This is a genomic window from Variovorax sp. MPBD4-3, from assembly GCF_058809745.1.
Window position 1 is genome coordinate 58,291 of sequence record NZ_JBXASW010000017.1, and the last position, 26,683, is coordinate 84,973.

Annotated in this window: 21 protein-coding genes; 11 read left to right on the forward strand and 10 right to left on the reverse strand. The window is 67.8% G+C overall.

The window, feature by feature from the left end; genetic code table 11:
- Positions 1-37: 37 nt before the first annotated feature.
- The 3 genes from AC1RVW_RS13095 to AC1RVW_RS13105 all read right to left on the reverse strand — a co-directional run bounded on the left by AC1RVW_RS13095 (position 38) and on the right by AC1RVW_RS13105 (position 2,409).
- A complete protein-coding gene (locus tag AC1RVW_RS13095; RefSeq protein WP_106934870.1) occupies positions 38-307 on the reverse strand; it encodes a hypothetical protein in 270 nt (89 codons plus the stop codon).
- 773 nt (positions 308-1,080) lie between these two features.
- The gene (locus tag AC1RVW_RS13100; protein WP_106934869.1) at positions 1,081-1,395 is read right to left on the reverse strand and encodes a hypothetical protein; all 315 of its coding nucleotides are present in this window, start codon (positions 1,393-1,395) and stop codon (positions 1,081-1,083) included.
- Between the two features lie 192 nt (positions 1,396-1,587).
- Positions 1,588-2,409, reverse strand: a complete 822-nt coding sequence (locus AC1RVW_RS13105) for a ferritin-like domain-containing protein (RefSeq protein ID WP_493200357.1) — start codon at positions 2,407-2,409, stop codon at positions 1,588-1,590.
- A gap of 249 nt (positions 2,410-2,658) precedes the next feature.
- Between AC1RVW_RS13105 and alaS the strand changes: the two genes are divergently transcribed.
- From alaS to AC1RVW_RS13125, 4 genes are all read left to right on the forward strand, one after another.
- Positions 2,659-5,283, forward strand: coding sequence for an alanine--tRNA ligase (gene alaS, locus AC1RVW_RS13110; RefSeq protein ID WP_106934867.1), 2,625 nt, complete (start codon positions 2,659-2,661; stop codon positions 5,281-5,283).
- Positions 5,284-5,319: 36 nt separating this feature from the next.
- Positions 5,320-6,336, forward strand: a complete 1,017-nt coding sequence (locus AC1RVW_RS13115; protein WP_493200359.1) for a 2-dehydropantoate 2-reductase — start codon at positions 5,320-5,322, stop codon at positions 6,334-6,336.
- A 705-nt stretch (positions 6,337-7,041) separates the two neighbouring features.
- A complete protein-coding gene (locus AC1RVW_RS13120) occupies positions 7,042-9,288 on the forward strand; it encodes a M1 family metallopeptidase (RefSeq protein WP_493200361.1) in 2,247 nt (748 codons plus the stop codon).
- Between the two features lie 14 nt (positions 9,289-9,302).
- Complete coding sequence (locus tag AC1RVW_RS13125) at positions 9,303-9,707, forward strand: hypothetical protein (protein WP_493200363.1); 405 nt, start codon at positions 9,303-9,305, stop codon at positions 9,705-9,707.
- Positions 9,708-9,711: 4 nt separating this feature from the next.
- On the opposite strand, the gene AC1RVW_RS13130 is transcribed toward AC1RVW_RS13125, so the two are convergent.
- A complete protein-coding gene (locus AC1RVW_RS13130; protein WP_493200365.1) occupies positions 9,712-10,464 on the reverse strand; it encodes an ABC transporter substrate-binding protein in 753 nt (250 codons plus the stop codon).
- Between the two features lie 165 nt (positions 10,465-10,629).
- On the opposite strand from AC1RVW_RS13130, the gene AC1RVW_RS13135 reads away from it, so the two are divergent.
- The 5 genes from AC1RVW_RS13135 (at position 10,630) to AC1RVW_RS13155 (ending at position 17,063) form a co-directional block, all read left to right on the forward strand.
- The gene (locus AC1RVW_RS13135; protein WP_081266746.1) at positions 10,630-11,046 is read left to right on the forward strand and encodes a response regulator; all 417 of its coding nucleotides are present in this window, start codon (positions 10,630-10,632) and stop codon (positions 11,044-11,046) included.
- Between the two features lie 11 nt (positions 11,047-11,057).
- On the forward strand, positions 11,058-11,708 hold the full coding sequence (locus AC1RVW_RS13140) for a biliverdin-producing heme oxygenase (protein ID WP_493200367.1): 651 nt from the start codon (positions 11,058-11,060) through the stop codon (positions 11,706-11,708).
- 103 nt (positions 11,709-11,811) lie between these two features.
- On the forward strand, positions 11,812-14,085 hold the full coding sequence (locus AC1RVW_RS13145) for an ATP-binding protein (protein WP_493200421.1): 2,274 nt from the start codon (positions 11,812-11,814) through the stop codon (positions 14,083-14,085).
- Complete coding sequence (locus tag AC1RVW_RS13150) at positions 14,078-14,536, forward strand: response regulator (protein WP_081270138.1); 459 nt, start codon at positions 14,078-14,080, stop codon at positions 14,534-14,536. The genes AC1RVW_RS13145 and AC1RVW_RS13150 overlap by 8 nt, the downstream gene beginning before the upstream one ends.
- A complete protein-coding gene (locus tag AC1RVW_RS13155; RefSeq protein ID WP_493200369.1) occupies positions 14,529-17,063 on the forward strand; it encodes a hybrid sensor histidine kinase/response regulator in 2,535 nt (844 codons plus the stop codon). The genes AC1RVW_RS13150 and AC1RVW_RS13155 overlap by 8 nt, the downstream gene beginning before the upstream one ends.
- Before the next feature lie 102 nt (positions 17,064-17,165).
- On the opposite strand, the gene AC1RVW_RS13160 is transcribed toward AC1RVW_RS13155, so the two are convergent.
- The 3 genes from AC1RVW_RS13160 to AC1RVW_RS13170 form a co-directional block, all read right to left on the reverse strand.
- Entirely contained in the window at positions 17,166-17,990 is an 825-nt protein-coding gene (locus AC1RVW_RS13160) for a substrate-binding domain-containing protein (protein ID WP_493200423.1), read from the reverse strand.
- Positions 17,991-18,083: 93 nt separating this feature from the next.
- Positions 18,084-18,281: a type II toxin-antitoxin system antitoxin gene (locus AC1RVW_RS13165; RefSeq protein WP_106934860.1), complete on the reverse strand. Its 198-nt coding sequence runs from the start codon at positions 18,279-18,281 to the stop codon at positions 18,084-18,086.
- Between the two features lie 18 nt (positions 18,282-18,299).
- Entirely contained in the window at positions 18,300-19,196 is an 897-nt protein-coding gene (locus tag AC1RVW_RS13170; RefSeq protein ID WP_106934859.1) for an SPFH domain-containing protein, read from the reverse strand.
- Between the two features lie 172 nt (positions 19,197-19,368).
- On the opposite strand from AC1RVW_RS13170, the gene AC1RVW_RS13175 reads away from it, so the two are divergent.
- Positions 19,369-19,857 carry a Spy/CpxP family protein refolding chaperone gene (locus AC1RVW_RS13175; RefSeq protein WP_493200372.1) on the forward strand — a complete coding sequence of 163 codons (489 nt, stop codon included), beginning with the start codon at positions 19,369-19,371 and terminating at the stop codon, positions 19,855-19,857.
- A 21-nt stretch (positions 19,858-19,878) separates the two neighbouring features.
- Here AC1RVW_RS13175 and AC1RVW_RS13180 read toward each other — a convergent pair whose 3' ends face one another.
- The 3 genes from AC1RVW_RS13180 to AC1RVW_RS13190 form a co-directional block, all read right to left on the reverse strand.
- Positions 19,879-20,649 carry a TIGR04325 family methyltransferase gene (locus AC1RVW_RS13180; protein ID WP_493200374.1) on the reverse strand — a complete coding sequence of 257 codons (771 nt, stop codon included), beginning with the start codon at positions 20,647-20,649 and terminating at the stop codon, positions 19,879-19,881.
- Between the two features lie 122 nt (positions 20,650-20,771).
- The gene (locus AC1RVW_RS13185; protein ID WP_106934856.1) at positions 20,772-21,674 is read right to left on the reverse strand and encodes a response regulator transcription factor; all 903 of its coding nucleotides are present in this window, start codon (positions 21,672-21,674) and stop codon (positions 20,772-20,774) included.
- Entirely contained in the window at positions 21,652-25,047 is a 3,396-nt protein-coding gene (locus tag AC1RVW_RS13190; RefSeq protein WP_493200376.1) for a hybrid sensor histidine kinase/response regulator, read from the reverse strand. The genes AC1RVW_RS13185 and AC1RVW_RS13190 overlap by 23 nt, the downstream gene beginning before the upstream one ends.
- A 244-nt stretch (positions 25,048-25,291) precedes the next feature.
- On the opposite strand from AC1RVW_RS13190, the gene urtA reads away from it, so the two are divergent.
- Complete coding sequence (gene urtA / locus AC1RVW_RS13195; RefSeq protein WP_106934854.1) at positions 25,292-26,557, forward strand: urea ABC transporter substrate-binding protein; 1,266 nt, start codon at positions 25,292-25,294, stop codon at positions 26,555-26,557.
- Positions 26,558-26,683 lie beyond the last annotated feature (126 nt).

Genomic DNA, 26,683 nt, shown 5'->3' on the forward strand with positions numbered 1-26,683 from the left:
TGCGGAGCGACCTTGGAGGTTGGGCTTCGGAGCTTGATCAGGCGCCGCCGCGCGTCGGCGCAGCGCCATCGTCGGACGGCGGGGAAAGCGGCATCTCTGCCGCTTCGCCATTCTCGACATAGTTGGGCTCGACCGGGTGGACGATGGCCGCGGTCTCATCGTCGTCGAACTTGACCAGCAGGTATTCGCCGCTCGATCCCCGGATGGTGCCGAAGCGGCCCTTGAGTTCCACACGGCCACCACGCCGCGCTGGAACCTTGAAGCGCGTTCGTATGTAGGGAAGACCAACCTTGAAATATTCGACCACGGAAAACTCTCTGTAGTGCTGCGGTGCCACGTCGGAATGTCATTGGCAGCGCCTCCCTGGCTGGCACGAATCCGGCGACTGCATGGTCGCAATTTCCCGGGAGGCTACGGGATGGCGTGTCAGCCGGAACCGACCGTTGCTGACAGCCGCCGGGTCTCCGGGAACCCTCGAGCGTTGCGCGAAAACCCCGAATTCAACCCGTTCCGAAGATTTTTTCAAGTGCTGCCTCTTTTGCGGGCATCGCGTTGCAGGCCACGCCAGACAAGGCTTCCGGGCGCTGCACACAAGGTTTTCCACAACATTGTCCCCATCGGAAAGGGAAAACATGTCATTGCCTTGTGGTAGGCCGCAGTGACCGCACCCGACCCGTCGAAGCGCGGCTGGTTCCAGGCAAAAAAATACCCGCCGAAGCGGGTTGCGAGGAGCCCATGAGGGCGCTCTAAGAACGAACAGAGAGCTCTTCTTCTATTTGCGGCCCTGTTGCGTGACAGCAATTGCATGGTCCTGGGAGGCCGGCTGGAAGCCTGTCAGCCGGAAACAGTCAGAAGCCGTAGGACACTCATTAAAACGTGAACTATTTGGCAGTTTTTTCAGGGTCGGAAGTTGTTGTGCCACAGCACCATATTGGAATTGTCGGTGCCGTCCGACAAGGCGGCGGCGCTTGAAGCCCTAGATTTTGTTTGCTCGCTTCGAAGTGCGAGTTCTCTGTGTGTGACAGCACTCAAGAGGTTCAGCCCAGCCTAGTGCTGGGTTTTTTTTTGTTCGATTTCTGATCAAAGGAGCTCGAAGTGAAATTTCGTGTTCCGAGGGTGGCTGAGCAGTGGTGCCGCCACACCGACAGCGTGCTCCCATGCTTCGCGCCATGCGCGGGCATTGGCAATCTGCGTGTCCGTCATCGACTCCGTGCCCCACTCGAGTTGGCTGGACCAGGCCCGGTAGCACTTCACCACGCGCGTCGGCGGCCCGATGCGCTGCTCGAGCACCCGCAGAAAGGTGAAGCGCACTTCCATCAGGTCACGTATGGAGAGACTCGTGCCTTCGAGGCGCACTGTGTAGGCTTGGTCGCGATTGGTTTTGTTTTCGAACATCGGACTCGCATGCAGAGACTGCGAGCAACTTGCCAGGAGCGCAGGGCGCTCATCCGAAGGTCTCAGCCCCGCCGCTAGAGGTGTGGGGGCAGATACTAGCGAGACGCCGGTTGCCGGAAACGAGACGGCCGTTCCGGTTTTCTGCTTTACACACGCTCGAGCCCGCGGCGTGGCTGTTGCAGGCGGGCGCGCTCAGCGCAGGAACACGTGCTGCATGAACTGCTTGATCGGATACTGGATCACGGTCTGCACCCGCGCGGGCAATTCCAGCGGCCGCATCAGCATCTTGAGCGTGGTGCCGGCGCTCAGGTTGGTGCGGATGGTGCTGTTCATCTTGGCGCTCAGTTGCTGCACGTAGGCGGTGTCGCTGGCGCGGCTGGGCGAGCGGGCCTGCACCACGTGGCGGATGGCGCAGTCGGCATCCTCGCTCTTGAGCTCCAGCGTGCGGCGGCCGATGGTGCCGAACACCCGGAAGCGGCTCAGCCTTTCCTGCTCGCGGTAGCGCCGGAAGAAGCGGTAGAAGTGCTTGTAGTGGTTGACCTCGTCGGTCGCGATGCGGCTTGCCAGGTCGTGCAGCACCGGCTCCGTGGTGCTGCGGGCCATGGCCCGGTAATAGGTGGCGGTGCCCGTCTCGACCACGCAGCGCGCGGTCATTTCGAGGGCGCGGGTGGGTGCCAGCAACTCGACCTTGCAGTAGGTCGCATACTCTTCCAGGAAGCCCGCGTAGGCGGTGTCCCATTCGAACTCCGGCCACACGTGGCGCACGTAGGCGCGCAGCGCCTTGCCGTGTTGCAGTTCTTCCTTTTCCCAGTGGTTCGACAGCCAGTCGGTGACCTCGTCGTCGCCGTGGAAGAAATCGATCAGGTTCTGGGTGTAGAGGTCGGAGCCGCTCTCGATGAAAGAGGCTGAGACCACCAGGTAGAAGAGGTTTTCGTCCGCACGGACCTCATCGAGCGCAATGCGCGAAAAGTCCAGATCTTCGATCTTCCAGTGTTCCGCCTCTTGCCTTGCCATGCGCGCTCCTTGCTTCAAGTCCGTACAAGTACGGATGACGTCGCCCGTATTTGGTTCTCTTTTCCGTCAGGGCCGCATATTAGCCGCGGCGCCCGGATCATGCTGTTTTGCCCTGGACAGCCCGGGAACCGTGGCCAAACCTATAATCGTTTGTTCAAGCAAATCAAGCAGTTAGGCCGGTTCGCCGCAGTGGGTTCGACAAGAGGGTCGCCATCGCCGCGCCGCCCTCGACAGAAGACGAATCCAAAGATGAGCCAGCCCACATTCACGGTCGCGGACATCCGCAAGACCTTTCTCGATTTCTTCGCTTCCAAGGGCCACACCGTGGTGCCGTCCAGCTCGCTGGTGCCCGGCAATGACCCCACCCTGATGTTCACCAACTCGGGCATGGTCCAGTTCAAGGACGTGTTCCTGGGCGAAGACAAGCGTCCCTACGTGCGCGCCGCCTCGGTCCAGGCCTGCCTGCGCGCCGGCGGCAAGCACAACGACCTCGAGAACGTGGGCTACACCGCGCGCCACCACACCTTCTTCGAGATGCTGGGCAACTGGAGCTTCGGCGACTACTTCAAGCGCGAATCGCTGAAGTGGGCCTTCGAGCTGCTCACCGAGGTCTACAAGCTGCCGGCCGACAAGCTCTGGGCCACCGTCTACATCGAGGACGACGAGGCCTACGACATCTGGACCAAGGAAATCGGCCTGCCGCCAGAGCGCGTCGTGCGCATCGGCGACAACAAGGGCGGACGCTACATGTCCGACAACTTCTGGATGATGGCCGACACCGGCCCTTGCGGCCCGTGCTCCGAGATCTTCTACGACCACGGCCCCGAGATCCCCGGCGGCCCGCCCGGCAGCCCCGATGAAGACGGCGACCGCTACATCGAGATCTGGAACAACGTGTTCATGCAGTTCGACATGCAGCCCGATGGCTCGGTCAAGAAACTGCCCGCGCCCTGCGTCGACACCGGCATGGGCCTGGAGCGCCTGGCGGCGATCCTGCAGCACGTGCACAGCAACTACGAAATCGACATCTTCGACGCGCTCATCAAGGCCGCCGGCCGCGAAACCGGCACGCAAGACCTGTCGAACAACTCGCTGAAGGTGATTGCCGACCACATCCGCGCCACCTCGTTCCTGGTGGCCGACGGCGTGATCCCGTCGAACGAAGGCCGCGGCTACGTGCAGCGCCGCATCATCCGCCGCGCCATCCGCCACGGCTACAAGCTGGGCCAGAAGAAGCCGTTCTTCCACAAGCTGGTGCCCGACCTCGTCAAGCTCATGGGCGATGCGTACCCCAAGCTCGTGGCCGATGAAAAGCGCATCACCGACACGCTGAAGGCCGAGGAAGAGCGCTTCTTCGAGACGCTGGCCAACGGCATGGAAATCCTCGACGCGGCGCTGGCCGGCGGCGCCAAGACGCTGCCGGGCGAAGTGGCGTTCAAGCTGCACGACACCTACGGCTTCCCGCTCGACCTGTCGGCCGACGTGTGCCGCGAGCGCGGCGTGGGCGTCGACGAGGCCGGCTTCAACGCGGCCATGGAAAAGCAGAAGGCCGCGGGCCGTGCCGCCGGCAAGTTCAAGATGGACCGCAACGTCGAATACGCCGGCGCGGGCAACACCTTCACCGGCTACGAGCACCTCGAGGAAAACGCCAAGGTCGTGGCGCTCTACCTCGAAGGCGCCGCCGTGCAGGAACTCAAGGAAGGCCAGAGCGGCATCGTGGTGCTCGACACCACGCCGTTCTATGCAGAAAGCGGCGGCCAGGTCGGCGACCAGGGCGTGATCGTGTCCGAGGGCGTGCAATTCGGCGTCGAAGACACCCAGAAGATCAAGGCCGACGTGTTCGGCCACCATGGCACGCAGACGCAGGGCACGCTCAAGGTCGGCGACGCGGTGAAGGCCGCGGTCGACACTGCGCGCCGCGCCGCCACCATGCGCAACCACTCGGTCACCCACCTGATGCACAAGGCCCTGCGCGAAGTGCTGGGCGACCACGTGCAGCAGAAGGGCTCGCTGGTCGACGCCGACAAGACCCGCTTCGACTTCGCGCACAACGCGCCCGTCACGCGCGAGCAGATTACCGAGATCGAGAAGCGCGTCAACGCCGAGATCCTTGCCAACGCGCCGACGCAGGCCCGCGTGATGGACATGGAGTCGGCCCAGAAGACCGGCGCCATGATGCTGTTCGGCGAGAAGTACGGCGAGACCGTGCGCGTGCTCGACATCGGCACCAGCCGCGAGCTGTGCGGCGGCACCCACGTGAACCGCACCGGCGACATCGGCCTGTTCAAGATCGTCAGCGAAGGCGGCGTGGCCGCCGGCGTGCGGCGCATCGAGGCCGTGACCGGCGCCAACGCGCTGTCCTACCTGCAAGACCTCGAATCGACCGTGCAGAGCGTGGCCGCCACGCTCAAGTCGCCGGCCGCCGAGCTGCAGGGCCGGCTCACGCAGGTGCTCGAGCAGGTGAAGGCGCTGGAGCGCGAGGTGGGTTCGCTCAAGGGCAAGCTCGCCTCGTCCAAGGGCGACGAGCTGCTGGCGCAGGCGGTCGACGTCAACGGCATCAAGGTGCTCGCCGCCAAGCTCGACGGCGCCGACGCCAAGACGCTGCGCGACACCATGGACAAGCTGAAGGACAAGCTCAAGACGGCAGCCATCGTGCTGGCCGCCGTCGACGGCGACAAGGTGCAGATCGCGGCCGGCGTCACCGCCGACAGCACGGCCAAGGTCAAGGCCGGCGAGCTGGTCAATTTCGTGGCCCAGCAGGTCGGCGGCAAGGGCGGCGGCAAGGCCGACATGGCCATGGCCGGCGGTACCAACCCGGCGGGCCTCGCGGCCGCGCTGCAGTCGGTGCAGGCCTGGGTCGCGGAACGCGCCTGACGCCACCACGCCCCCAGCGCGCAAGCACTTCGTTTCATGCCAGACGCGATGCCCGGTGAAGTGCTCGTGATGGGGGCCGGCACCATCGGGTGCTTCATCGGCGGCAGCCTTGCGGCGGCGGGCGTGCCCGTCACCTTCGTCGGCCGTCCGCGCGTGCTCGAAAAGCTTGCGACGCACGGGCTGACGCTCTCCGACATGGACGGCGGCCGCCACAAGCTGCCGGCCGCCGGGCTGCGGCTGTGCGAGCAGGTGCCCGTCGGTGCCCGGCCCGCGCTGGTGCTGCTGTGCGTGAAGAGCGGCGCCACGGCCGAGGCCGCGGGCGAACTGGCCTTCGCGTTGCCCGCGGGCACGACGGTCGTTTCGCTGCAGAACGGCATTTCCAACGGCGACGCCGCGTCGCAGGCCGGGCCGTCGCTCAACGTGCTGTCGGGCATGGTGCCCTACAACGTGGCCGAGATCGGCGCCGGCGCCTTTCACCGCGGCACGCCCGGCCGGCTGGCCGCGCAGGACGACGTTGCACTGCGCCCCTGGCTGCCGGTGTTCGAGCGTGCCGGCGTGCCGCTCGATCTGCATGCCGACCTGCTGCCCGTGCAGTGGGGCAAGCTGCTGCTCAACCTCAACAACCCGGTCAACGCGCTCTCGGGTCTGCCGCTGCGCGAAGAGCTGATGCTGCGCGGCTATCGCCGCTGCTTCGCGTCGCTGATCGACGAAGCATTGAGCATCCTCAACGTTGCGGGCATTGCGCCGGCGCAGGTGGCTGCGGTGCCGGCGCGGCGCTTGTCGAGCCTGCTGCGCCTGCCCGACTGGGTGTTTCGCATCGTCGCGGCGCGCATGCTGCGCATCGATGCCAAGGCCCGCTCCAGCATGGCCGACGACCTGGCACTGGGCCGCCGCACCGAGATCGACGCGCTCAGCGGCGAGGTCGTGCGTCTCGCGCAGGAGCATGGCCTGAGCGCGCCGCGCAACGCGCGCATGGTGGGCCTGCTGGGCGCATGGCCGCAGCAGCCCCGGCGCTGGACGGCGCGCGAGCTGCAGGACGCATTGGGCCTGTAGCGCTCGCGGCGTGCCCGGGCGCATGCGGCCCCGGGTACGCAACTTTCATGGCTTTTTCTACGACACGAACCTTCGTACTGTGGCGATGCACGCACAGTCTTCGCCCTCTGGATTTGTCATCTGCGTGAGCATGTGTTGCTGCTGCTGAACCATCTTCGTAGCGTGCATGCTGCGCGGTGGCCCATGACTCCATTCGGCCTATGGCGCGCGAACATTTTGAGAGAGAAAAGTTCCGGCAGTCGTTGAGCCGTCGCATTCGATCAGCTAAAACTGGCGCACTTCAATGGACGAGGGAATGCGCGTGAAACCAACGAGAAGAGCCGCAAAGATTCTTGCCATCGCCAGCATGGCCTGTGCCGTTGACGACGACGCGCGCGAACGCGCCTTGTCGATCTCGAGGCGCTGAACGCACCCTCCGCGCCGCCAGCCCTAGCTGCGCATCCCGCATCCGATCAACCCGCTGCCTGACGGGAATGGACGAGCTCATCCCTCGCATCCTGGGACCACCGCTTTCTGCGCGGTGTGGCTCCTGCGTGCGTGTGCTGTCCTGACGAACCACTTGTTCGCCGGGAGGGCACCGTGCTGCCCGCTGCATGGGCAGTTGTTCATCCATCTCATCCGCGCGTGCCATGCGCATCGCTGGCTATCCGCCGGCGCTTGCGGGGCGGCGCATCTTCTTCTTACCAAGAGTACCCAGAGGCGATCATGAAAAAATTCAACACACCCGTCGTCAATCATCTTGCCATCACGGCGGTGACCCTCGCCGTGCTGACGGCCTGCGGCGGCGGCGGAGACAGCGGCGGCGGTGCTTCTCTCGGCGGAGGCGGCGTCGGCCTCGGCGCGTCGTCGGGGCCGGTGGTGTCGGCGCCCGCGGTCGATCCCACGCAGAAGGCGCCCGACGACGGCGTGCCCGTGGCCGCCAGCGACCTGGCCGCCGCGGCGGTGGACCGCTCGGCCAAGCCGCAGGAACTGCCCGACACCGTCTGGCCCAGCAACTACAAGCTGTGGTTCCGTCCCGATGCGGCGCTCAAGACCTTCGTGGGCCGCGGCGACGTGGAGATCGAGGTGCTCAAGCCTGTCGATGCCATCGTCGTGGCCGCGCACAACCTCAACTTCGCCAAGGGCCGCACCACCTTGCGCAAGGTGTCGAACCCCGGCGAGGCGATACCGCTGATTCCCACGCCGCAGACGCTCGGCGACTTCGTGCAACTGCGCCTGAGCGACGGCCAGATCGCCAAGGGCAAGTACCTGCTGCACATGGAATGGGACGGCAAGATCCAGTTCTCCGACGCGGAGTTCTGCCCGCCCGCGGAAGTGCAGCGCAACCCGTTCTGCTCGGCAGCCACCGGCATCTTCAAGGTCGGCCTCTCGACACCCGAGGGCGTGAGCAGCGACGCTATCGTGACGCAGGGCGAGACCAACTACGCGCGGCAGTGGTTCCCGGGCTGGGACGAGCCGGCCTTCCGCCATACCTTCGAGATCTCCGCCGAGGTGCCCGGCGACTGGAAGACGGTGTCCAACGGCGCGCAGATTTCCGCCGTCAAGCTGCCCGACGGCTACCAGCAGGTGTCGTTCGAGAAGACGCCGTCGATGCCGATGTACCTGACCTTCTTCGGCGGCGGCAAGTTCGACATCCTGCCCGACACCTTCAAGAACCCGCTCGACGGCAGCGACATTCCGCTGCGCTGGTTCACGCCCCCGGGGCGCTCCACCTGGGCGACCTTCCCGATGGAGTGGACCAAGGTGGCCATGGACTACTACTACAAGTACACCGGCATCCCGCTGCCGATCAAGAAGTTCGACACCATCGCCGCCAACGACAGCTACGACAACAAGCCCAACACCGGCTTCGGCGGCATGGAGAACTGGGGCGCGATCTTCGAGTTTGCCGACGCGGTGCTCACCAAGCCGGGCGACAAGCCCACGCTGTATTCGGTGACGGTGGTCACGCACGAGATCGCGCACCAGTGGTTCGGCGACCTGGTCACGCTCGACTGGTGGGACAACGTGTGGCTCAACGAGTCGTTCGCGCGCTGGTTCGAAAGGCGCACCACCATCAAGTTCCACCCCGAGTACTACAGCTTCTCCGACTACGTGCTCGACAAGCACAACGTGATCGTGGCCGACCTGAAGAACACGGCGGTGCCGGTGCAGCGCAACCTCAACGACGCCGGTTCCTTCGGCTTCATCAGTCCGTCGATCTTCGTCTACAACAAGGGCAGCCACGTGCTGGAGACGGTGCAGAACTACATCGGCGAAGAGGCGATGCAGAAGGGCCTGCAGATCTACCTCAAGGACTACGGCTTCGGCAACGTCACGCCCTCGCGGCTGTGGACTTCGCTGGAGAAAGTGAGCGGCGGCAAGAAGGTGGCCGACATCGGCGACAGCTTCATCCGCCAGACCGGCGTGCCGCTGATCACGGTCGACGCGCAGTGCGCTGCGGACCGCACCTACGTCAATATCACGCAGGAGTCGTTCCCCAACCAGAACCAGTTCCCGGCCTCGACCTGGAACATCCCGGTCACGCTGGCGTACGGCGACGCGATGGAGCAGCGCAAGACCTTCGTCATGTCCACGGGCGCGGTGCAGGTGGAGCTGCCGGGCTGCACCGCGGTGCTGGCCGGGCCGACCGGGCAGGACTACTACGTGAGCAACTACAGCGCGCAGTCGTGGAGCGCGCTGCTGGCCAAGGCACAGAGCTTTGCCGACAACAAGCCGCTGCTGCTGAACATCGAGCGCGACGCCTTCCGGCTGCTGCAGGTGGGCCGCATCACGCAGGCGCAGTACGACCAGATCAAGGGCATCGTGAACCTGCCGGCGGCGCTGCTGGCCAAGACCAGCGAGAGCCAGCAGAAGATGGGCGCCGTGGACGCGGGCGCCGAGAAGGAGGAATACCCGCACGCGCTGCGCTTCCAGGGCAACCTGAAGCTGCGCGAGAACACGAAGCGCTGAGAAGGAAGGCCACCATGAACACGGCATCGAAGAAATGGCTGGCCGCCGGCGCCTCGGCGCTGCTGCTGCTGGCCGCATGCGGCGCGCCGGAGGCGGACCTGGTCGGCGTCTACGCCGTCAGGCAGAACGGCGCGCTCAAGGAGCTCATCAAGATCGAGCGCCAGGGCGACGCCTACGTCATGCGCGACAAGGTGCGCACACCCGAGTGGAGCGAACCGAAGATGCAGATGCGGCCCGTGACGCGCGAGCAATGGAGCCGCATCACCACCGACAAGGAAAACACCGCCTTCGTCGGCGTGGCGAGCGGGCAGCTCGGCATCTTCAAGGTGCCGGCAGGCTGGAAGAAGAACGGCTTCCAGACCTCGACCGGCTACTTCCTGTTCTATTCGCAGGGGCCGGTCGAGGCGTACAAGCTCTGAGCGTTCAGGCCGGGGGCGCGACGCTCGCGCCCTCGATGCGATGTCGCTTCAGCGCGTCGGCCACGAAGCCGGCGGCCTTCATTTCCTCGACGAAGGCCGACAGCAGTGCCTGGGCATCGGCGCCCCGGCTGGCCGGCGTGCCCATGGCCTGCTGGATCACCATGAAGCGGCCCGGCAGCACGCGCACGCCCGGCGCGCGCTGCGCCTCGCCTTCGAGCAGCTGGCGGATGCCGGCCGCCACTTCGACCTCGCCCGCGCGCAGTGCCGCCAGCGCCGGGCCGGCGCCCTGCAGCCGGACGATCTCGGCCTGCTGGATCTCGCGCGTCAGGAACAGGTCATAGGCGCTGCCCGCGCCGACCGAGATGCGATGACCCGGCGCATCGACCTGCGCGTTGTCGGTCAGGGCGCTGGCCGAGGGCACGAGGTAGCTGCCCTCGATCAGCACGTAGGGCGCGGTGAACAGCAGCCCTTCGCTGCGCGCGGGATCGATGGCGAAGAAGCCGATGTCGGCCTTCTCGCTCTTCACCGCGTCCACGGAGGCCGCGGCCTTCTCGAACACGACCAGCTCGATGCCCACGCCCAGCCGCCGAGCGAATTCGCGCGCCAGGTCGATCGACACGCCCACCGGCTCGTCGCCGGCGGAGTTCCTGTTGGCGAGGATCGGGTTGCCGAGGTTGATGGAGGCGCGCAGCGTGCCGCCGGGCGCGAAGGCTGAAACGAGGGCGGGGGAGATCGTCGTCGGCTGAGGCTGTGTCATGGCGTTCATTCGTCGGCAGGCGCCGCCGGGGGAGATGGGGAGCGCGCCAGTTTACGGGGGCGCTTGCCACATTTCCTACCGGATGTAGGGAAGCGCGCTCACCGGGCAGGGCTCGCGGATTCGCTTACCCTTGGGGATATTCGAAGAAACAATTTTGTCTCCGCCGTGCCGCTTTCTACCTTTCTTGTCGAAGACAACGCCCACATTCGCCATAACCTGATCGCCGCCATGGAGGACGAGGTCGACATCCACCTGATCGGCACCGCCACCACCGAAGAGGACGCGGTGGCCTGGCTCGGCGACAACCCGGGCGCCTGGGACCTGCTGGTGGTCGACCTGTTCCTGCACGAAGGCTCCGGCCTGGGCATCGTCAAGCGCTGCGGCCGCAGCCGGCCCGGCCAGCGCGTGGTGGTGCTGACCAACTACGCCACCGGGGAAATCGCAGATTGGGCGCGCGAGCTCGGCGCCGACGCCGTTTTCGACAAGGCCGCGGACCTGGACGGCTTTTTCTCGCTGTGCGCCAGCTTCGAGGCCGAAGGACGGGAGAGCGGCGGCAAGCCGATGGAAAGCCTCGCGCCATGAGCGTGGGAAGCATGGAAAGTACGGAAAGCACGGCAGCCCAGCCCTCCGTGGCCGAGGTGCTTCGCCCGCTGCGCAACGCCACCCAAGCGCTGCATGAAGCGCTGGACAGCCGCCTGCCGATTGCGCGCGAGAACGCCTCACTGGCGGACTATGCCGCCCACCTGCGCGCCCTGCGCCCATGGCTGGAGGCCGTGCGGCAGGCGCTGGCCGCGCCCGGCGATCCGGGGCTCGACCGGGTGGCGCGGCGCACCGACCGGCGCCTGGCCGCGCTCGCGCTCGACCTCGAAGACGCCGGCGCGGCGCCGGCCGGGGAGGGCGCGGCCGCATCGGCCGAGCCGCCCGAGCCGCCATTCGCTCCGCAACTGGCCGAAGCCGCCCGCGAACCTGCCTTCGCCTGGGGCCTGGCCTACGTGCTCGAGGGCTCCCAGCTCGGCGGCATGGCCATGCACAAGCGCCTGGGGCCGAGGCTGGCGCCGCACCCGATGCGATACTTCCAGCCGGTCGACGCGCCCGACGGCCTGGCCGCCCAGTGGAAGGACTTTGTCGCGCAACTGGCGGCTGCGCTGCGCGATCCGGCCGCCGTGGGCTCGGCCCAGCGCGGCGCGGTGGCCGGCTTCGAAACCTTGATGCCGCGCTTCGGCCTGCAGGTGGCCGCGCTGTAGGAACTGGCCGACGAGAGCGCCCGGGACACGCTGGCATGATCCTTTCGACCTATTCTCATGAGAACACGCGCGGCCCCGGCCGCGCTGCCTGACCTTGTCCAACGTGCCACCGCCCATCACTTCCACCGACCTTCTGGCCGGTTCGCGGGCCATAGAGCCCGTCGAGGTCGACCTGTCCAATTGCGACCTGGAGCCGATCCGCGTGCCGGGCTCGATCCAGCCGCACGGCCGCATGCTGGTGCTCCAGCCCGAGTCGCTGGCGCTCGTCGCATGGAGCGAGAACTGGCCCGACGCCGAACTGTCCGCCGCGCTGGCGGCGGTTCGCGGGATGGCCCTGCCGGCGCTGCCGCCGGGCGGCTCGCCGGTGTCGCTCGGCGCGATGAACCTGGCGCACGCCTTCTTCGACACTTCCGCGCACCGCAGCGACAACCACCTGATCGTCGAGTTCGAGGCGGCTTCACCGCCGGGCGGCAACGAGGCGCCCATCTACTCGCTGGGCCGCGTCTTCCTGCCGCGGCTGCAGGAGGCGGCCACGGTGGCCGAGCTGTGCGGCCTGGCCGCGCGCGAGATGAAACGGCTCACCGGCTTCGGCCGCTGCCTGGTCTACCGCTTCGACGCTGCCGGCCACGGCGAGGTGCTGGCCGAGGAGGCCGACCCCGGCTACGACAGCTACAACGGCCATCACTTCCCCGCTTCCGACATTCCGCGCCAGGCGAGGGCGCTGTACCTCGTCAACCATTTCCGGCTGATCGCCGATGCCAACTACCAGCCGGTGCGCCTGCTCGCCACCGACGCCGCGCTCACCGCCGCGGACATCGACCTGTCGCAGGCGCAACTGCGCAGCGTCTCGCCGATCCACCTCGAATACATGCGCAACATGGGCACGCTGGCGTCCATGTCGGTGTCGATCATCATCGACGGCAAGCTGTGGGGGCTGATCTCGTGCCACGACCATGCCGCGCGCTTTCTCGACACGGGCACGCGGCTCGCGTGCGAGCACCTGGGCCAGTTGCTGTCGCTGCAGATCCAGTCGAAGGAAAGCAACGGCGAGGTGGCTGAGCGGCTCGAGTTGCGCCAGCTCACGCTGCAGATCGTCTCGCACCTGTCCGAGAGCGACGCCACGCTGCAGCACCTCACGGCCGAGGTGTCGCTGATGCTGCGCGTGATGCGCGCCACAGGTGCCGCGGTGGTGCTCGACGACGAGGTCTGGTGCGTGGGCGAAGTACCCGCGCGGGCGCATGTGCAGGAACTCGCGGAATGGATCGCCGGGCTCGGCGTGGAGGTCTACGAAAGCAATGCGCTGGCCGAGCATTTCGCGCCCGCAGGGCAGTTCATCGACGTTGCGGCGGGCGTGCTCGCCATCTCCATCTCGCAGGTGCACCGGCACCTGATCCTCTGGTTCCGGCCCGAGATCGTGCAGACCGTGCGCTGGGCTGGCGACCCGCAGAAGCCGCAGGCCGTGGTCAACGGACGCATGCATCCGCGCCTGAGCTTCGCGAGCTGGGTCGAACACATCCGGGGCCGCTCCACGGCCTGGACGGCGGCCGAAGTCGGCGCGGCCGGCGAGCTGCGACAGGCGCTGATCGGCATCGTGCTGCGCCGAGCCGAGGAGCTGGCCTCCGTGGCCTCCGAGCTGGGCCGGGTCAACAAGGAGCTGGAGGCTTTTTCGTACACCGTGTCGCACGACCTGCGCGCGCCCATGCGGCATATTTCAGGCTACGTCGACCTGGTGGCCCAGAGCGAGGGCAAGCAGCTCAGTGCCCGGGCCCATCGCTACCTTTCGCACGTCAAGGACGCCGCCGCGTTCGCGGGGCAGATGGTCGATGCGCTGCTCGACTTCTCGCGCATGGGCCGCTCCGCGCTCAAGCAGCGCGAGGTCGACAGCGGCTCGCTGGTCGATGGCCTGGTGCGCGAGCTGAAGCGGCTGGAGCCGCAGCGCAATGTCGAATGGCAGATCGACCCCGATCTCCCGCTGCTCTACGCCGACCCGCTGCTGCTGCAGGTGGCGGTGCGCAACCTGCTGGCCAACGCGGTCAAGTATTCGCGCACCCGCAACCCGTCGCGCATCGTGGTGCGCGCCATCCGCAGCGACCTGGGCGACGGGCTCGAGGTGCAGGACAACGGCGTGGGCTTCCAGATGAAATACGTCGACAAGCTGTTCGGCGTGTTCCAGCGGCTGCACCAGGCCGAGGATTTCGAAGGCACGGGCATCGGCCTGGCCAATGTGAAGCGGATCGTGGAGCGTCATGGCGGCACGGTCTGGGCAAAAGGGGAAGTCGACGCGGGGGCGAGCTTCGGCTTCATCCTGCCGCGCGCGGGCCCCGACAACGCGGCCGCCCCGACGGCGCCGGCCGCCAATGGAGAAGGACATGCTTAAGCCGATCCTGCTTGTCGAGGACGACAAGCGAGACCTCGAACTCACCCTCATCGCGCTGGAGCGCAGCCAACTCGCCAACGACGTGGTCGTGCTGCGCGACGGCGCGCAGGCGCTCGAATACCTGCACCGCGAAGGCGAGCATGCGGACCGCATCGAAGGCAACCCGGCCGTGATCCTGCTGGACCTGAAGCTGCCCAAGGTGACCGGCCTCGAAGTTCTGCAGGCGGTGCGCGCCAGCCCGGCGCTGCGCAGCATTCCGGTGGTGATGCTCACCTCGTCGCAGGAAGAGTCGGACGTGCTGCGCAGCTACGAGCTGGGCGTGAACGCCTATGTGGTCAAGCCGGTGGCTTTCGATCGCTTCGTCTCGGCCATTGCCGAGCTGGGCGTGTTCTGGGCGGTGCTCAACGAGCCGCCGCCGGGTTCGCTGAAGGCGGCGCGCAAGCATGAATAGCGCGGGCGGCGCCGCTGCCGCGACACCGCAGCCTCCGGGCATCCTGATCCTCGAAGACTCCCGCTTCGACGTCGAACTGCTGATCGAGGCGCTGGCGCAGGCCCTGCCGTCGGCCACGACCCACGTGGTGCGCGACGAGCGCGGCTTCGTCGACGCGCTGAACAAGGGCGGCTTTTCGCTGATCCTGTCCGACTACGAGCTGCCGGGGTTCTCGGGCGCGCATGCGCTCGAGGTGGCGCGCCGCATGGCGCCGGAAACGCCTTTCATCTTCGTCTCGGGCGTGATCGGCGAGGACAACGCGGTCGAGCTGCTCAAGAGCGGCGCCACCGACTACGTGAGCAAGGGCCGCCTCGCGCGGCTGCCGGTGGTGCTGGACCGCGCGCTCAAGGAGGCCGCCGACCGGCGCGCCAAGGGGCTGGCGGAGCGCCGGCTGAACGCCGCCAACGCGGCCATCATGGAAGCCGAGGCGCGCCGCCTCGCGCTGATGGAACTGGGCGACCGCATCCGCGACATGGACGAGCCGGGCGACATCGCCTATGCGGCGTCGGAAATGCTCGGGCAGCGCCTCGACGTGGACCGCGCCGGCTACGGGCTGGTGGACACGGCGGCCGAGACCATCGCCATCGCCCGCGACTGGACCGCGCCCGGCGTGGCCAGCCTGGCGGGACTGCTGCACTTTCGCGACTACGGCTCCTACATCGAAGACCTGCGCCGCGGCGTGACCGTGGCCTTCGCCGACGCGCGCCTGGACCCGCGCACCCGCGACAACGCCGATGCGCTGGAAGCCATCACTGCACGCGCGGTGGTCAACATGCCGCTCACCGAACGCGGTGGGCTGGTCGGGCTGCTCTATCTCAACCATGGGCAGGTACGCCCGTGGTCGCGCGACGAACTGGACTTCGTGCGCGAAGTCGGCGACCGCGTGCGCTCGGCCATCGCGCGGCGCGAGGCGCAGATCGAGCTGATGGCCTTCGCCGAATCCCTGGAGCGTCAGGTCGAGGCACGCACCCACGAGCGCGACCGCACCTGGGCCCTGAGCCAGGACCTGCTGGGCGTCGCCAATGAGCAGGGCTACTTCGTGAGCGTGAACCCGGCGTGGGAGACCGTGCTGGGCTGGAGCGCCGACGAGATACGCGCCATGCCGTTCCGCTCGCTGGTGCATGCCGACGACATGATCCACACCGAGGCCGAGCTGGAGCGCCTGATGCGAGGCGAGCGCACCACCGGCTTCGAGAACCGCTACCGCACGAAGAGCGGCGGCTACCGCTGGCTCTCATGGACAGCCGTGCCCGACAACGGCCTGCTGTATGCCGCCGCGCGCGACATCACCGACCAGAAGGAGCGCGAGGCCGAGCTCGATGCCGCGCGCGAGCAATTGCGCCAGAGCCAGAAGCTGGAGGCCGTGGGACAGCTCACCGGCGGCCTGGCGCACGACTTCAACAACCTGCTGGCCGCCATCAGCGGCAGCCTGGAACTGATGCGCCGGCGCGGCCTGGACGGCAAGCCGGCCGACATGGAGCGCTACGTGGGCGTGGCGCAGGGCGCGGTCAAGCGCGCGGCGGCGCTCACGCACCGGCTGCTGGCCTTTTCGCGGCGCCAGACGCTGGAGCCCAAGCCGCTGAACGCCAACCGGCTGGTGACGGAGATGGAGGAACTGCTGCGCCGCACCCTCGGCCCGCACATCGCGCTGGAGACGGTGGCGGCCGTGGGCCTGTGGAACGTGCACGCCGACCCGGGCCAGCTGGAGAATGCGCTGCTCAACCTGTGCATCAACGCACGAGACGCCATGCCCGAGGGCGGCACGCTGGTCATCGAGACCGCCAACCGCTGGATCGATTCGCGAACCGCGCGCGACCGCGAGCTGCCGATGGGGCAGTACGTGTCGCTCACCGTCAGCGACAACGGCGTGGGCATGCCGCCCGAAGTGGTGGCGCGCGCCTTCGATCCCTTCTTCACGACCAAGCCGATCGGCATGGGCACGGGCCTGGGCCTGTCGATGATCTACGGCTTCGCCAAGCAGTCGGGCGGGCAGGTGCGCATCTACTCGGAAGTCGGCAAGGGCACCTCGGTCAGCATCTACCTGCCGCGGCACGACATGCAGGAAGAGGTGGCGGCCGCGCCGGCCGAGGCCGTGTTCGCGCCGCGCGCGGACCAGGGCGACACCGTGCTCGTGCTGGACGACGAACCCGCGCTGCGCATGATCATCGTCGAGGTGATGCAGGGGCTGGGCTACGCCACGCTGGAGGCCGGCGACGGCGCCGAGGCGCTGCGCATCCTGCAGTCGACGCGCCAGCGCATCGACCTGCTGGTGAGCGACGTGGGCCTGCCCGGCGGCATGAACGGCCGGCAGGTGGCCGACGCCGCGCGCATCGCGCGGCCCGGCCTCAAGGTGCTGTTCATCACCGGCTACGCGGAGAACGCCGTGCTGAGCCACGGGCACCTGGACCCCGGCATGCACGTGATGACCAAGCCCTTCGAGATGGACGTGCTGGCGCGCCGCGTCAAGCAGCTGATCGAAAGCCGCTAGGGCTGGGCGGCCACCGCGAGCACCGCCTCGTCGCCCGGATCGAAGGGCGGCGGGCCGCGCGGTGCCGGATTTTCCCTGGCTGCCGCAGCGCTTGTGTTCCGCTCAGCGCGCGGTCAGCGGCTCCAGCCCGGTCTTCGCGATGGTCGGCGCGGCGGCCGGCGAGTTGAGGTAGCGGATCAGCTGTTTCGCCGCCTCGGGCTGCTTCGAAGCGGTGGCGATGCCGGCCGAGAACACCGTCACGCGCTGCACCTCGGCGGGCAGCGGGCCGATGTAGTCGATGCCTTCTATGGGCAGCAGCTCGCTCACCTGCTGCAGCCCCAGCGCCGCGTCGCCGCGCGCCACCACCGAGCCGACGCGCTCGCTCAGGATGCGTTTGCTCTTGGGCTTCACCTGGGCCTCGATGCCCAGCTTCTTGAGCAGCTCGGTCTCGTAGTAGGTGCCGCTCGCGCTGGCCGAATAGGCGATCGACGGCGCGGCGATCAGGGTGCGCTTCAACGCATCGACAGTGCTGATGTCGGGCCTGGGCGCGCCCTTGCGCACCGCGAAGCCGATGGAAGAGCGCACCAGGTCGACCTGGCTGCCCGGCACCACCTTGCCCTGCGCGACCAGCGCGTCGAGCGCCGGACGCGCGAGGATCACCACGTCGGCCGGTTCGTTGCGCGCGAGGCGGCTGGGGATCGAGTCGTCGGCGTTGCCCATCGACGCGCCGTAGGCCGTCTTGACGCTGCGGCCGCTGCTGCGCTCGAAGGCCGGGCGCAGGTCGTTGTAGGCGGCGGTGAAGCCCCCGGAGGTCATGACGTGGATGTCCGCGCTGGCTGCCGGGGGCTGCGTGCCGCCGATGCCGCCGCAGCCGGCGAGTGCGAGGGCCGCGAGCAGGGGAAGGGCGGCGCGGCGGGTGAAGGAAGAGAAAGAGGGCTTCGTCACGATGTCTCCAGTAGGAAGCGGCGGCGAACGGTGCCGCCCGCAGCCGTCATCGTAGAAGCCCTGGCTGTCATTCCGCCCACGGCGGATTGGGGGTTATCACCGAGGCGGCGCCGGCTTGTCGTCGTCCTTCGCGTCGGCGGCCGGCAGCCGACCGCGCCTGGCCAGCCCTTCGCGCAGCAGGAACTCGACCTGCGCATTCGCGCTTCGCAGCTCTTGCGCCGCCAGGCGCTCGATCTCGGCCCACAGGGCGGGATCGATGCGCAGGGGATAGGATTTTTTTCCGGGACTGGCCATCAGGAAACGGGGGCGGGGTCAGGTGTAAAGCGTACCCGTGTTGACGACGGGCTGTGTCTCGCGGTCGGAGCACAGCACCACCAGCAGGTTCGACACCATCGACGCCTTGCGCTCGTCGTCGAGCACCACGAGGTTGCGCTCCGACAGGCCGCGCAATGCCGCCTCGACCATGCCGACCGCGCCGGCCACGATCTGCTGCCGCGCGCTCACGATGGCCACCGCCTGCTGGCGGCGCAGCATCACCTGCGCGATCTCGGGGGCGTAGGCCAGGTGGGTGAGCTTGGCGTCGAGCACTTCGACGCCGGCGCTCGCGAAGCGCTGGTTGAGCTCCGCCTTGAGCGCGTCGGCCACCGTGTCGAGCCCGGCGCGCAGCGTGGTCTCGTCGCTGGAAAGGTCGTCGCCGCTGTCGTAGGCATAGAGGGTGGCCAGGTGGCGGATGGCGGCCTCCGCCTGGATGGCGACGAACTTGTTGTAGTCGTCTATTTCGAACACGGCCTGCGCGGTGTCGTGCACCCTCCACACCACCGCCGCGCCGATCTCCACCGGGTTGCCGCGCTTGTCGTTCACCTTCAGCGGCGGCGTGTTGAGGTTGCGCGCGCGCAGCGAGATCTTCTTGCCTGTCTGCAGCGGGTTGGTCCAGCGCAGGCCTTCGGTGCGGTCGGTGCCCTGGTACTCGCCGAAGAGCGTGAGGATGATGCCCTCGTTGGGCTGCAGCATGTAGAGACCGGGCACCAGCGCCAGCCCCGCCACGATCAGCAGCACGCTCGCCGGTGGCGGCATCAGGCGCTGCGCCATGGCGACCGCGCCGAGCACCATCAGCAGCACCGCCACCGCGACGATGCCGTAGCCGTTGATGGAGCGGTAGGGGCGCTCCTTGCGGATGGAGCGCGGGGTTGCGGGGGGCGTCTCGTTCATGGGTTCCTCCGTTGAAAGTGATATCACTTTAATATCTTTTCTGAGGCCGCTCAAGATTTTTCTGACGGCGATGCGCCTTTACCCCTGGTTTACCGGCGCGCAATCCGCTGGACAGCGGCGGCTCCTGAAATGCACCTTGGCCCTTTCCGGGCCTGCATCAAAGGATTCCAGGATGACGATGAAACGACCCCTGCAGCGGTTCGCGCTGGCCGCGGTATTGATCGCCGTGAGCGGCCACGGCTTCGCTCAGTTCGGCGGCGGTGGCGGTGGCATGGGTGGCGGCCGGCGCGGCGCGCGCAGCGACAACGCGTCGAGCCAGCGCACGGGCGACGGCCTGTCCACGCCGGCCACCGCGGCGGCCAAGGTGCGCGACAAGCTCTACGACCTGCGGCTGCAGTTGATGGTCACCCCGGAACAGTCGCCGCTATGGGACCGTTTCTCGGATGCCGTGTGGGACCTGGCCGGTCGCGGCGGCTTGGCCAGCGCGGCGTCGGCGGACGACCAGACCGCGGTGCAGTTCGCGCAGCAGCGCGCAGCGCTGGCAGCAGACCGGGCCCGCCGCGCACAGGCAGTGAGCGATGCGCTCTCCAGCCTCTACGACACGCTGTCGCACGAGCAGCGCCACATTGCGGACCAGAACCTGCCCGCCGTCATTCCCTGAGGGGTTCGCGGCCCTGCTGCTTCAGGTGCCGAGGTCGAAGCAGCAGCCGGCGTAGTAGGGCTTGTCGCCGCCGTCCACGAAGGGCACCTCGATCGGCTTGCCCTCGTTGCGCCATGCATCGCGCTTCTTGTAGCCCGAGCGCATGAGCTCCGCCATCAGCTCGTCGTAGTGTTCGATGCGATAGGGGCACACCGCCACGCCGATGCTGTTGAGCGTGTAGATCGTGCGCTCTGGATGCACCGCCGTCGTGTTCAGGATGATGCGCCTGGGCTTCACCGCCAGCGACGCAAGAATCGCGTCGATGCGCTGCGGCAGGTATTGCAGGCTGCCCGATGCATACAGCAGGTCGCAGCCGCTGGCGTCGCGCGGGTCGGTGGTGAAGTCGAGCTGCGCCGTGGCCTCGCGCTGCACCGCCAGCGCGCGCCCGCTCTCGACCACGCCGGGCACGTCGCACACGGTCCAGTGCAGGTTGTGGGGGTAGCTCAGCACGCGCCGGAACGCGTAGTACTTGATGCCGATGTGCCCGCCCAGGTCGAACACCCGCGTGAGGCCCGCATCGATCGAACGCCCGAGCCAGAAAAGCGCCGGGTAGTCGTAGAAATAGATCTGCGGGCTGTAGAGCTTGGCGGCCTCCGCGTTGTCGTAGCCCACCGCCTTGCTGGGCGGCGCGCCGGCCTCGGCCGCGGCGAAACTCTCGAACGAGCCCATGAAGAGGTTCTCGTCCTGGTTGTTCAGGAACTTGCGCTTGTAGGCGCTTTCGCGGGGCGGAAACTGCAGAAGGCTTGACAGCATTTGTTTGCTCCGGTGGCGCCTGATTCTGAGCGCGACAGGGGCCTCGAAGGGGCAAAGCCCTGCGCCGTTGGGGCGGTTACCCCGCGGGGGTTACCTACCGTTCGCGCCCCGGGTGTCCGGCATCACACCAGTTGCCCGCTCGCCAACGCCGCGGCCGCAGCCCGCGTCTCCACCCCCAGCTTCTCGAAGATGTGCTCCAGGTGCTTGTTCACCGTGCGCGGGCTGGTGCCCAGGATTTCGCCGATGTCGCGGTTGGTCTTGCCCTTGGCGAGCCATGACAGCACCTCGGTCTCGCGCGGCGTGAGCGCCGCTTCCGCCAGCCGCGTGGCCGGGCCTTCGCGCTGCATCGCGAACAGCAGCATGGTCTCGCCGAGCGCCGCGGCGCCCAGGTTGCGCACCGACAGGCGCATGCCCGTGGCGGTGCCGACCGCAACGGCCGCGCCCGGCGCCAGTGCCGCTTCGAGCGATGCGGGCAGCAGGCCCGGTGCCACCGGGTCTTCCAGCGCATGCAGCCACAGCGCGGCCTGCGGCGAGCGCCACGCGATGCGCCCGCGCGTGTCGACGAACACCACGCCCATGCCGGCCACGTCGACCGCGTCGCGCGCCATGCGCGTGATGCGGGCGTTGCGCGCGTGCGTGTGCAGCCGCGCCAGAACTTCCTGCGCGCGGATCGGTTTCACCACGTAGTCGACACCGCCGCACTCGAAGCCCTCGACCACGTGCGAAGTCTCCGACAGCCCCGTCATGAACAGCACCGGAATGTGCGCGAGCGCCGGATTGGCCTTGATGCGCCGGCAGGTCTCGAAGCCCGAGAGGCCGGGCATCAGGCCGTCGAGCAGGATCGCGTCGGGCACCACCAGCTCGAGCCGCTGCAGCGCGGCCTCGCCGTCGGCCGCCACCAGCACGGTGTAGCCGCTGGCCTCGAGCGTGTCGCACAGCATGCCCAGGCTGCTGGGCGCGTCGTCGACCACCAGCACCACGGGGCGTTCGGCCGAGGGCGATTCAAGGGGAGAGGGTGTCAGCATCTTCTGCCAGTGCGTTGCGGAGGTTGTCGAGTTCGAAGCGCGCGACCATGCCGCGCAGCCAGGTGCAGGTGGCCGCTGCCGATGGCGATGCGGCGGCCAGCCGGTCGAGCGCGGTGTGCAGGCCGCGCACGTGGCCCATCTGCACCAGCCGCATGAGTTCGGCGCGGTCGTCCTCCGACAGGTCGAGCCGGGGCGGACGCAGGGGCGTTTTGTCGTCATCGGCGGCGGGTGGTTGCGCATCGCCGGGCGAAAGCCATTCGAGCCCGAGGTGGCGTTCCAGCGTCGCGATCAGCTCCGACTCGATCACCGGCTTGCCCACGAAGGCTTGGCAGCCCGCGGCGCGCAGCCGCTCGGCCTGGTTCTCGAACATGTTGGCCGAGACGATGATGATCGGGATGTCGCGGAAGCCCGAGGCGCGCACCGACGTGGCGGTCTGCCAGCCGTCCATGTCGTCCATCGTCAGGTCGAGCAGGATGGCCGAGGGCAGCTCCTCGCGCAGGCTGTCCAGGCACTCGGTGCCGCTCGCGGCCTCGCGCACCTCGAAGCCCAGCGGCACGAGCATGCCGGCGAGCATCTGGCGCTGCACCGGCTGGTCGTCGACCACCAGCAGCGTGCGGCGCGCGCCGAGGTAGCCCGACACCGGCTGGCGCGGCGCGCCGGCCCTGGCCTGCGGGCCGGGGTCGGCCACCTCGCGCAGGTACACGCGCACGCTGAAGGTGCTGCCTTGCGACGAGGTCGAGGCCAGCTTGAGTTCGCCGCCCATCAGCGAGGTCAGCAGCCCGGTGATGGTGAGGCCCAGCCCCGTGCCCGGCTCGCCCCTGCGCCGGCCGGCCGCGCCGCGCTCGAAGGGCAGGAAGATGCGCTGGTGGTCTTGCGGCGCCACGCCGATGCCGGTGTCGACCACGTCGAAGCGCAGCACCTCGCGGCGCGCATCCACGTGCAGCGTGACCGTGCCGCTGTCGGTGAAGCGCACCGCATTCGTCAGCAGGTTGATGAGGATCTGCCGCAGCCACTTGGCGTCGGCATGCACCCAGGGCGGCAGCCGGCCGGCATGCGTGTAGACGAAGGCCAGGCCCTTGTTCTCGGCCTGCGGCCGCACCATGTGCACCAACTGGTCCAGAAAGGCCGGCAGCGCCAGCGGCGCGGGCTCCAGCTGCAGCCGGCCGGCCTCGATGCGCGCCAGGTCGAGCAGCCCGTCGATCAGGCCCAGCATGTGTTCGCCGCTGCGGTGGATGGTCTGCACCGCTTCGCGCGGCGGCGTGACTGCATCGCCCTTGAGCAGGATCTGCGAGTAGCCCAGGATGCTGTTGAGCGGCGTGCGCAGCTCGTGCGTCATGCCGGCCACATAGCGCGTCTTGGCCTGGTTGGCGGCCTCGGCGGCTTCCTTGGCCGTCTGCAGCGCGGCGTCGGTGCGGCGGTGGGCCTCGATCTCCAGCGCGAGCAGGTTGTTGTGGCGGTTCGATTCCTCCTGCGCCATCTGCCGGCTTTCGCTGCCCAGCACCACCCACCATGCCGCCACCGCGGCCACCACCGACAGCAGCGCGAACACCTTCAGCAGGGCCGTGGCCATGGTCGAGTCGCTGGTGCCGGCGATGGCCTCCTGCGCATAGACCACGCCCACCACCGTGGCCAGCAGCGCGATGAGCGACGTGGCCACCAGCAGGTAGTGCGCCACGCGGAAGTTGAGCCGCGCCGACAGGGCCGGCGGCAGCAGCGCCTGCAGCCATCCGCTCATCTGCTCGGCCGCGCGCGAGTCGGTCTTGCAGCGGTCGTGGCAGCGCGATTCGAGCGTGCAGCACAGCGAGCAGATCGGCGCGCTGTAGGCCGGGCAGTGCGCCATGTCTTCCGACTCGAAGCTGTTGTCGCACACCGAGCATTTCACGCTCTGGCCGGGCGCCCAGCGCTCGATGTCGTTGCGCGCAAGGTAGTAGCGCCCGCGCGTGCGCCACGCCAGCAGCGGCGACACGGCCATGGCCGTGACCAGCGCGATGAAGGGCGAAAAAGCCTTGGCCCAATGCCCCAGCGCGCCCGAGTAGGCCAGCATCGCCAGCGCCGCCGCCACCAGCATCGCGACGAGACCCACCGGGTTGATGTCGTAGAGGTGCGCGCGCTTGAACTCGATGGCCTTCGGGCTCCAGCCCAGCGGCTTGTTGATGACCAGGTCGGCCACCAGCGCGCCGACCCAGGCGATGGCGATGTTGCTGTAGAAGCCCAGCACATGCTCCAGCGCCGCGAACACGCCCAGCGCCATCAGCAGTATCGCGATGACCACGTTGAACACCAGCCACACCACGCGCCCCGGGTGGCTGTGCGTGAGCCGGGCGAAGAAGTTCGACCACGCCAGCGAGCCCGCGTAGGCGTTGGTGAGGTTGATCTTCATCTGCGAGACCACCACGAACAGCACCGTCACGCCCAGCACCCAGGCCGGATCGCGCAGCACGTACGAGAAACCGGTGAGGTACATCTGCGTGGGCTCGATCGCGTGGATGCCCGGTATCTCGTGCTGCAGCGCCAGGAAGGCGAGGAAGGCGCCGCCCATCATCTTCAGCATGCCCGGCACGATCCAGCCCGGCCCGGCGACCAGCACCGCCGTCCACCAGCGCACGCGGTTGGCGGCGGTCTTCTCGGGCAAGAAGCGCAGGTAGTCGACCTGCTCGCCGATCTGCACGACGAGCGAGAAGGCCACCGTGGCGGCGGCGCCGAACATCAGCGGGTCGAAGCCGCTGCTGTCCGAGGTGCGGCCCACGAGGCCGGTGAAGTCGGCATACAGCTCGGGCTTCTTCACCAGCACCGCCACGAAGGGGCAGACGAACAGCACGATCCAGATCGGCTGCGTCCACAGCTGCAGCCCCGATATGAGCGTGATGCCGCGCGCCACCAGCGGAATGATGACGATCGACGACACCATGTACAGCAGCCACAGCGGCCAGTCCAGGTACATCTGCAGCGCAAGCGCGAGGATGGCGGCCTCCAGCGCGAAGAAGATGAAGGTGAAGCTCGCGTAGATCAGCGAGGTGAGGGTGGAGCCCAGGTAGCCGAAGCCCGCTCCGCGCGTGAGCAGGTCCATGTCCACGCCGTGGCGCGCCGCGTAGTACGAGATCGGCAGGCCCGTGAGGAAGGTGATGAGCCCGACGACGAGGATGGCCCACAGCGCGTTCGAGAAGCCGTAGCTCAGCGCGATGGCCCCGCCGATGGCCTCCAGCGCCAGGAACGAGGTGGCGCCGAAGGCCGCGTTGGCCACGCGGAACTCCGACCACTTGCGGAAGCTGCGCGGCGTGTAGCGCAGGGCGTAGTCCTCCAGCGTCTCGTTCGCGACCCAGGCGTTGTAGTCGCGGCGGATGCGAAAGATCTTCTGTCCGGAGACGGATTGCATGGCGGGTTCTCGCGGCGGCGGTTGCATGGGGCGGGTACAGCAAGAAGCGCTCCCTGGGCCCTTTTTTCGCCGATCTCCGGCTCGCGAGTCTGCGGGCAGGGCCGGTTGTCGCCGCTACGTTGAATGACGTATTCGCGCATACGCCGCTGATTTCTAAAGTTCCAGCCATGGTGCTCGCAGCACCGTCCGATGCACTGCGATGGTGCGCGGCCTTCCTTTTCAACAACCTGCCTGGAGTTTCCTGATGTCGCGTGATTCCGATTCTTCCCTCGATGCCCTGGCATTGCGCCGCCGCCGTCTGCTGCAGGGCGCCGCGGCGCTGCCCGTGATGGGCCTGAGCGGCCTGAGCTTCGGCCAGGGGCAGTTCCCCACGGCCAAGGTCAACACCACCAAGCTCGCCGTGACCGACACCGAGGTGACGGTGGGCCAGCTGCATTCGTCGACCGGCACCATGGCCATCTCGGAAACCGGCTCGATCCAGGCCGAGCAACTGGCCATCGACCAGATCAACGCGATGGGCGGCGTGCTGGGCCGCAAGATCAAGGTCATCAAGGAAGACGGCGCCTCCGACTGGCCCACCTTCGCCGAGAAGTCGAAGAAGCTGCTGGTCAACGACCATTGCGCGGCCGTGTTCGGCTGCTGGACCAGCGCCTCGCGCAAGGCCGTGCTGCCGGTGTTCGAAAAAGAGAACGGCCTGCTGTACTACCCGACCTTCTACGAAGGCCTGGAGCAGAGCAAGAACGTGATCTACACGGGCCAGGAAGCCACCCAGCAGATCATCTGGGGCCTGGACTGGGGCGCGAAGGAGAAGAAGGCCAAGACCTTCTTCCTCGTGGGCTCCGACTACATCTGGCCGCGCACCTCGATGAAGATCGCGCGCAAGCACATCGAGAACTTCCAGAAGGGTTCGGTCAAGGGCGAGGAGTACTACCCGCTGGGCCACACCAACTTCAACTCGCTGATCAACAAGATCAAGGTGGCCAAGCCTGACTGCATCTTCGCGGCAGTGGTGGGCGGCTCGAACGTGGCCTTCTACAAGCAGCTCAAGGCCGCCGGCATCACCGGCGACAAGCAGTTCCTGCTGACGCTGGCCGTGACGGAAGACGAGATGACCGGCGTGGGCGGCGAGAACTTCGCGGGCTTCTATTCTTCGATGAAGTACTTCCAGACGCTGGACAACCCGAACAACAAGAAGTTCGTGGAGGCCTTCAAGGCCAAGTACGGCAAGGACGCCGTCATCGGCGACGTGACGCAGGCGGGCTACCTCGGCCCGTGGCTGTGGAAGGCGGCGGTGGAGAAGGCCGGCAGCTTCGACGTGGACAAGGTCGTGGCCAGCTCGCCCGGCATCGAGCTGAAGACGGCGCCCGAGGGCTACGTGAAGCTCGACGCCAACCACCACCTGTGGAGCAAGGCGCGCATCGGGCAGGGGCAACCGGATGGGACGTTCAAGGTGGTGGCGGAGTCGGCTGAGCTGATCAAGCCCGATCCGTTCCCGAAGGGCTACCAGTAATCCCTTGCCTTTCTCCCTCCCCCTCTGGGGGAGGGCAGGGGTGGGGGCGCGGCGGCAGTTGATGAAGCCTTGCGCTTGCCGGCGCCGCCGTGGGGGGGGGGGGGGGGGGGGGGGGGGGGGGGGGGG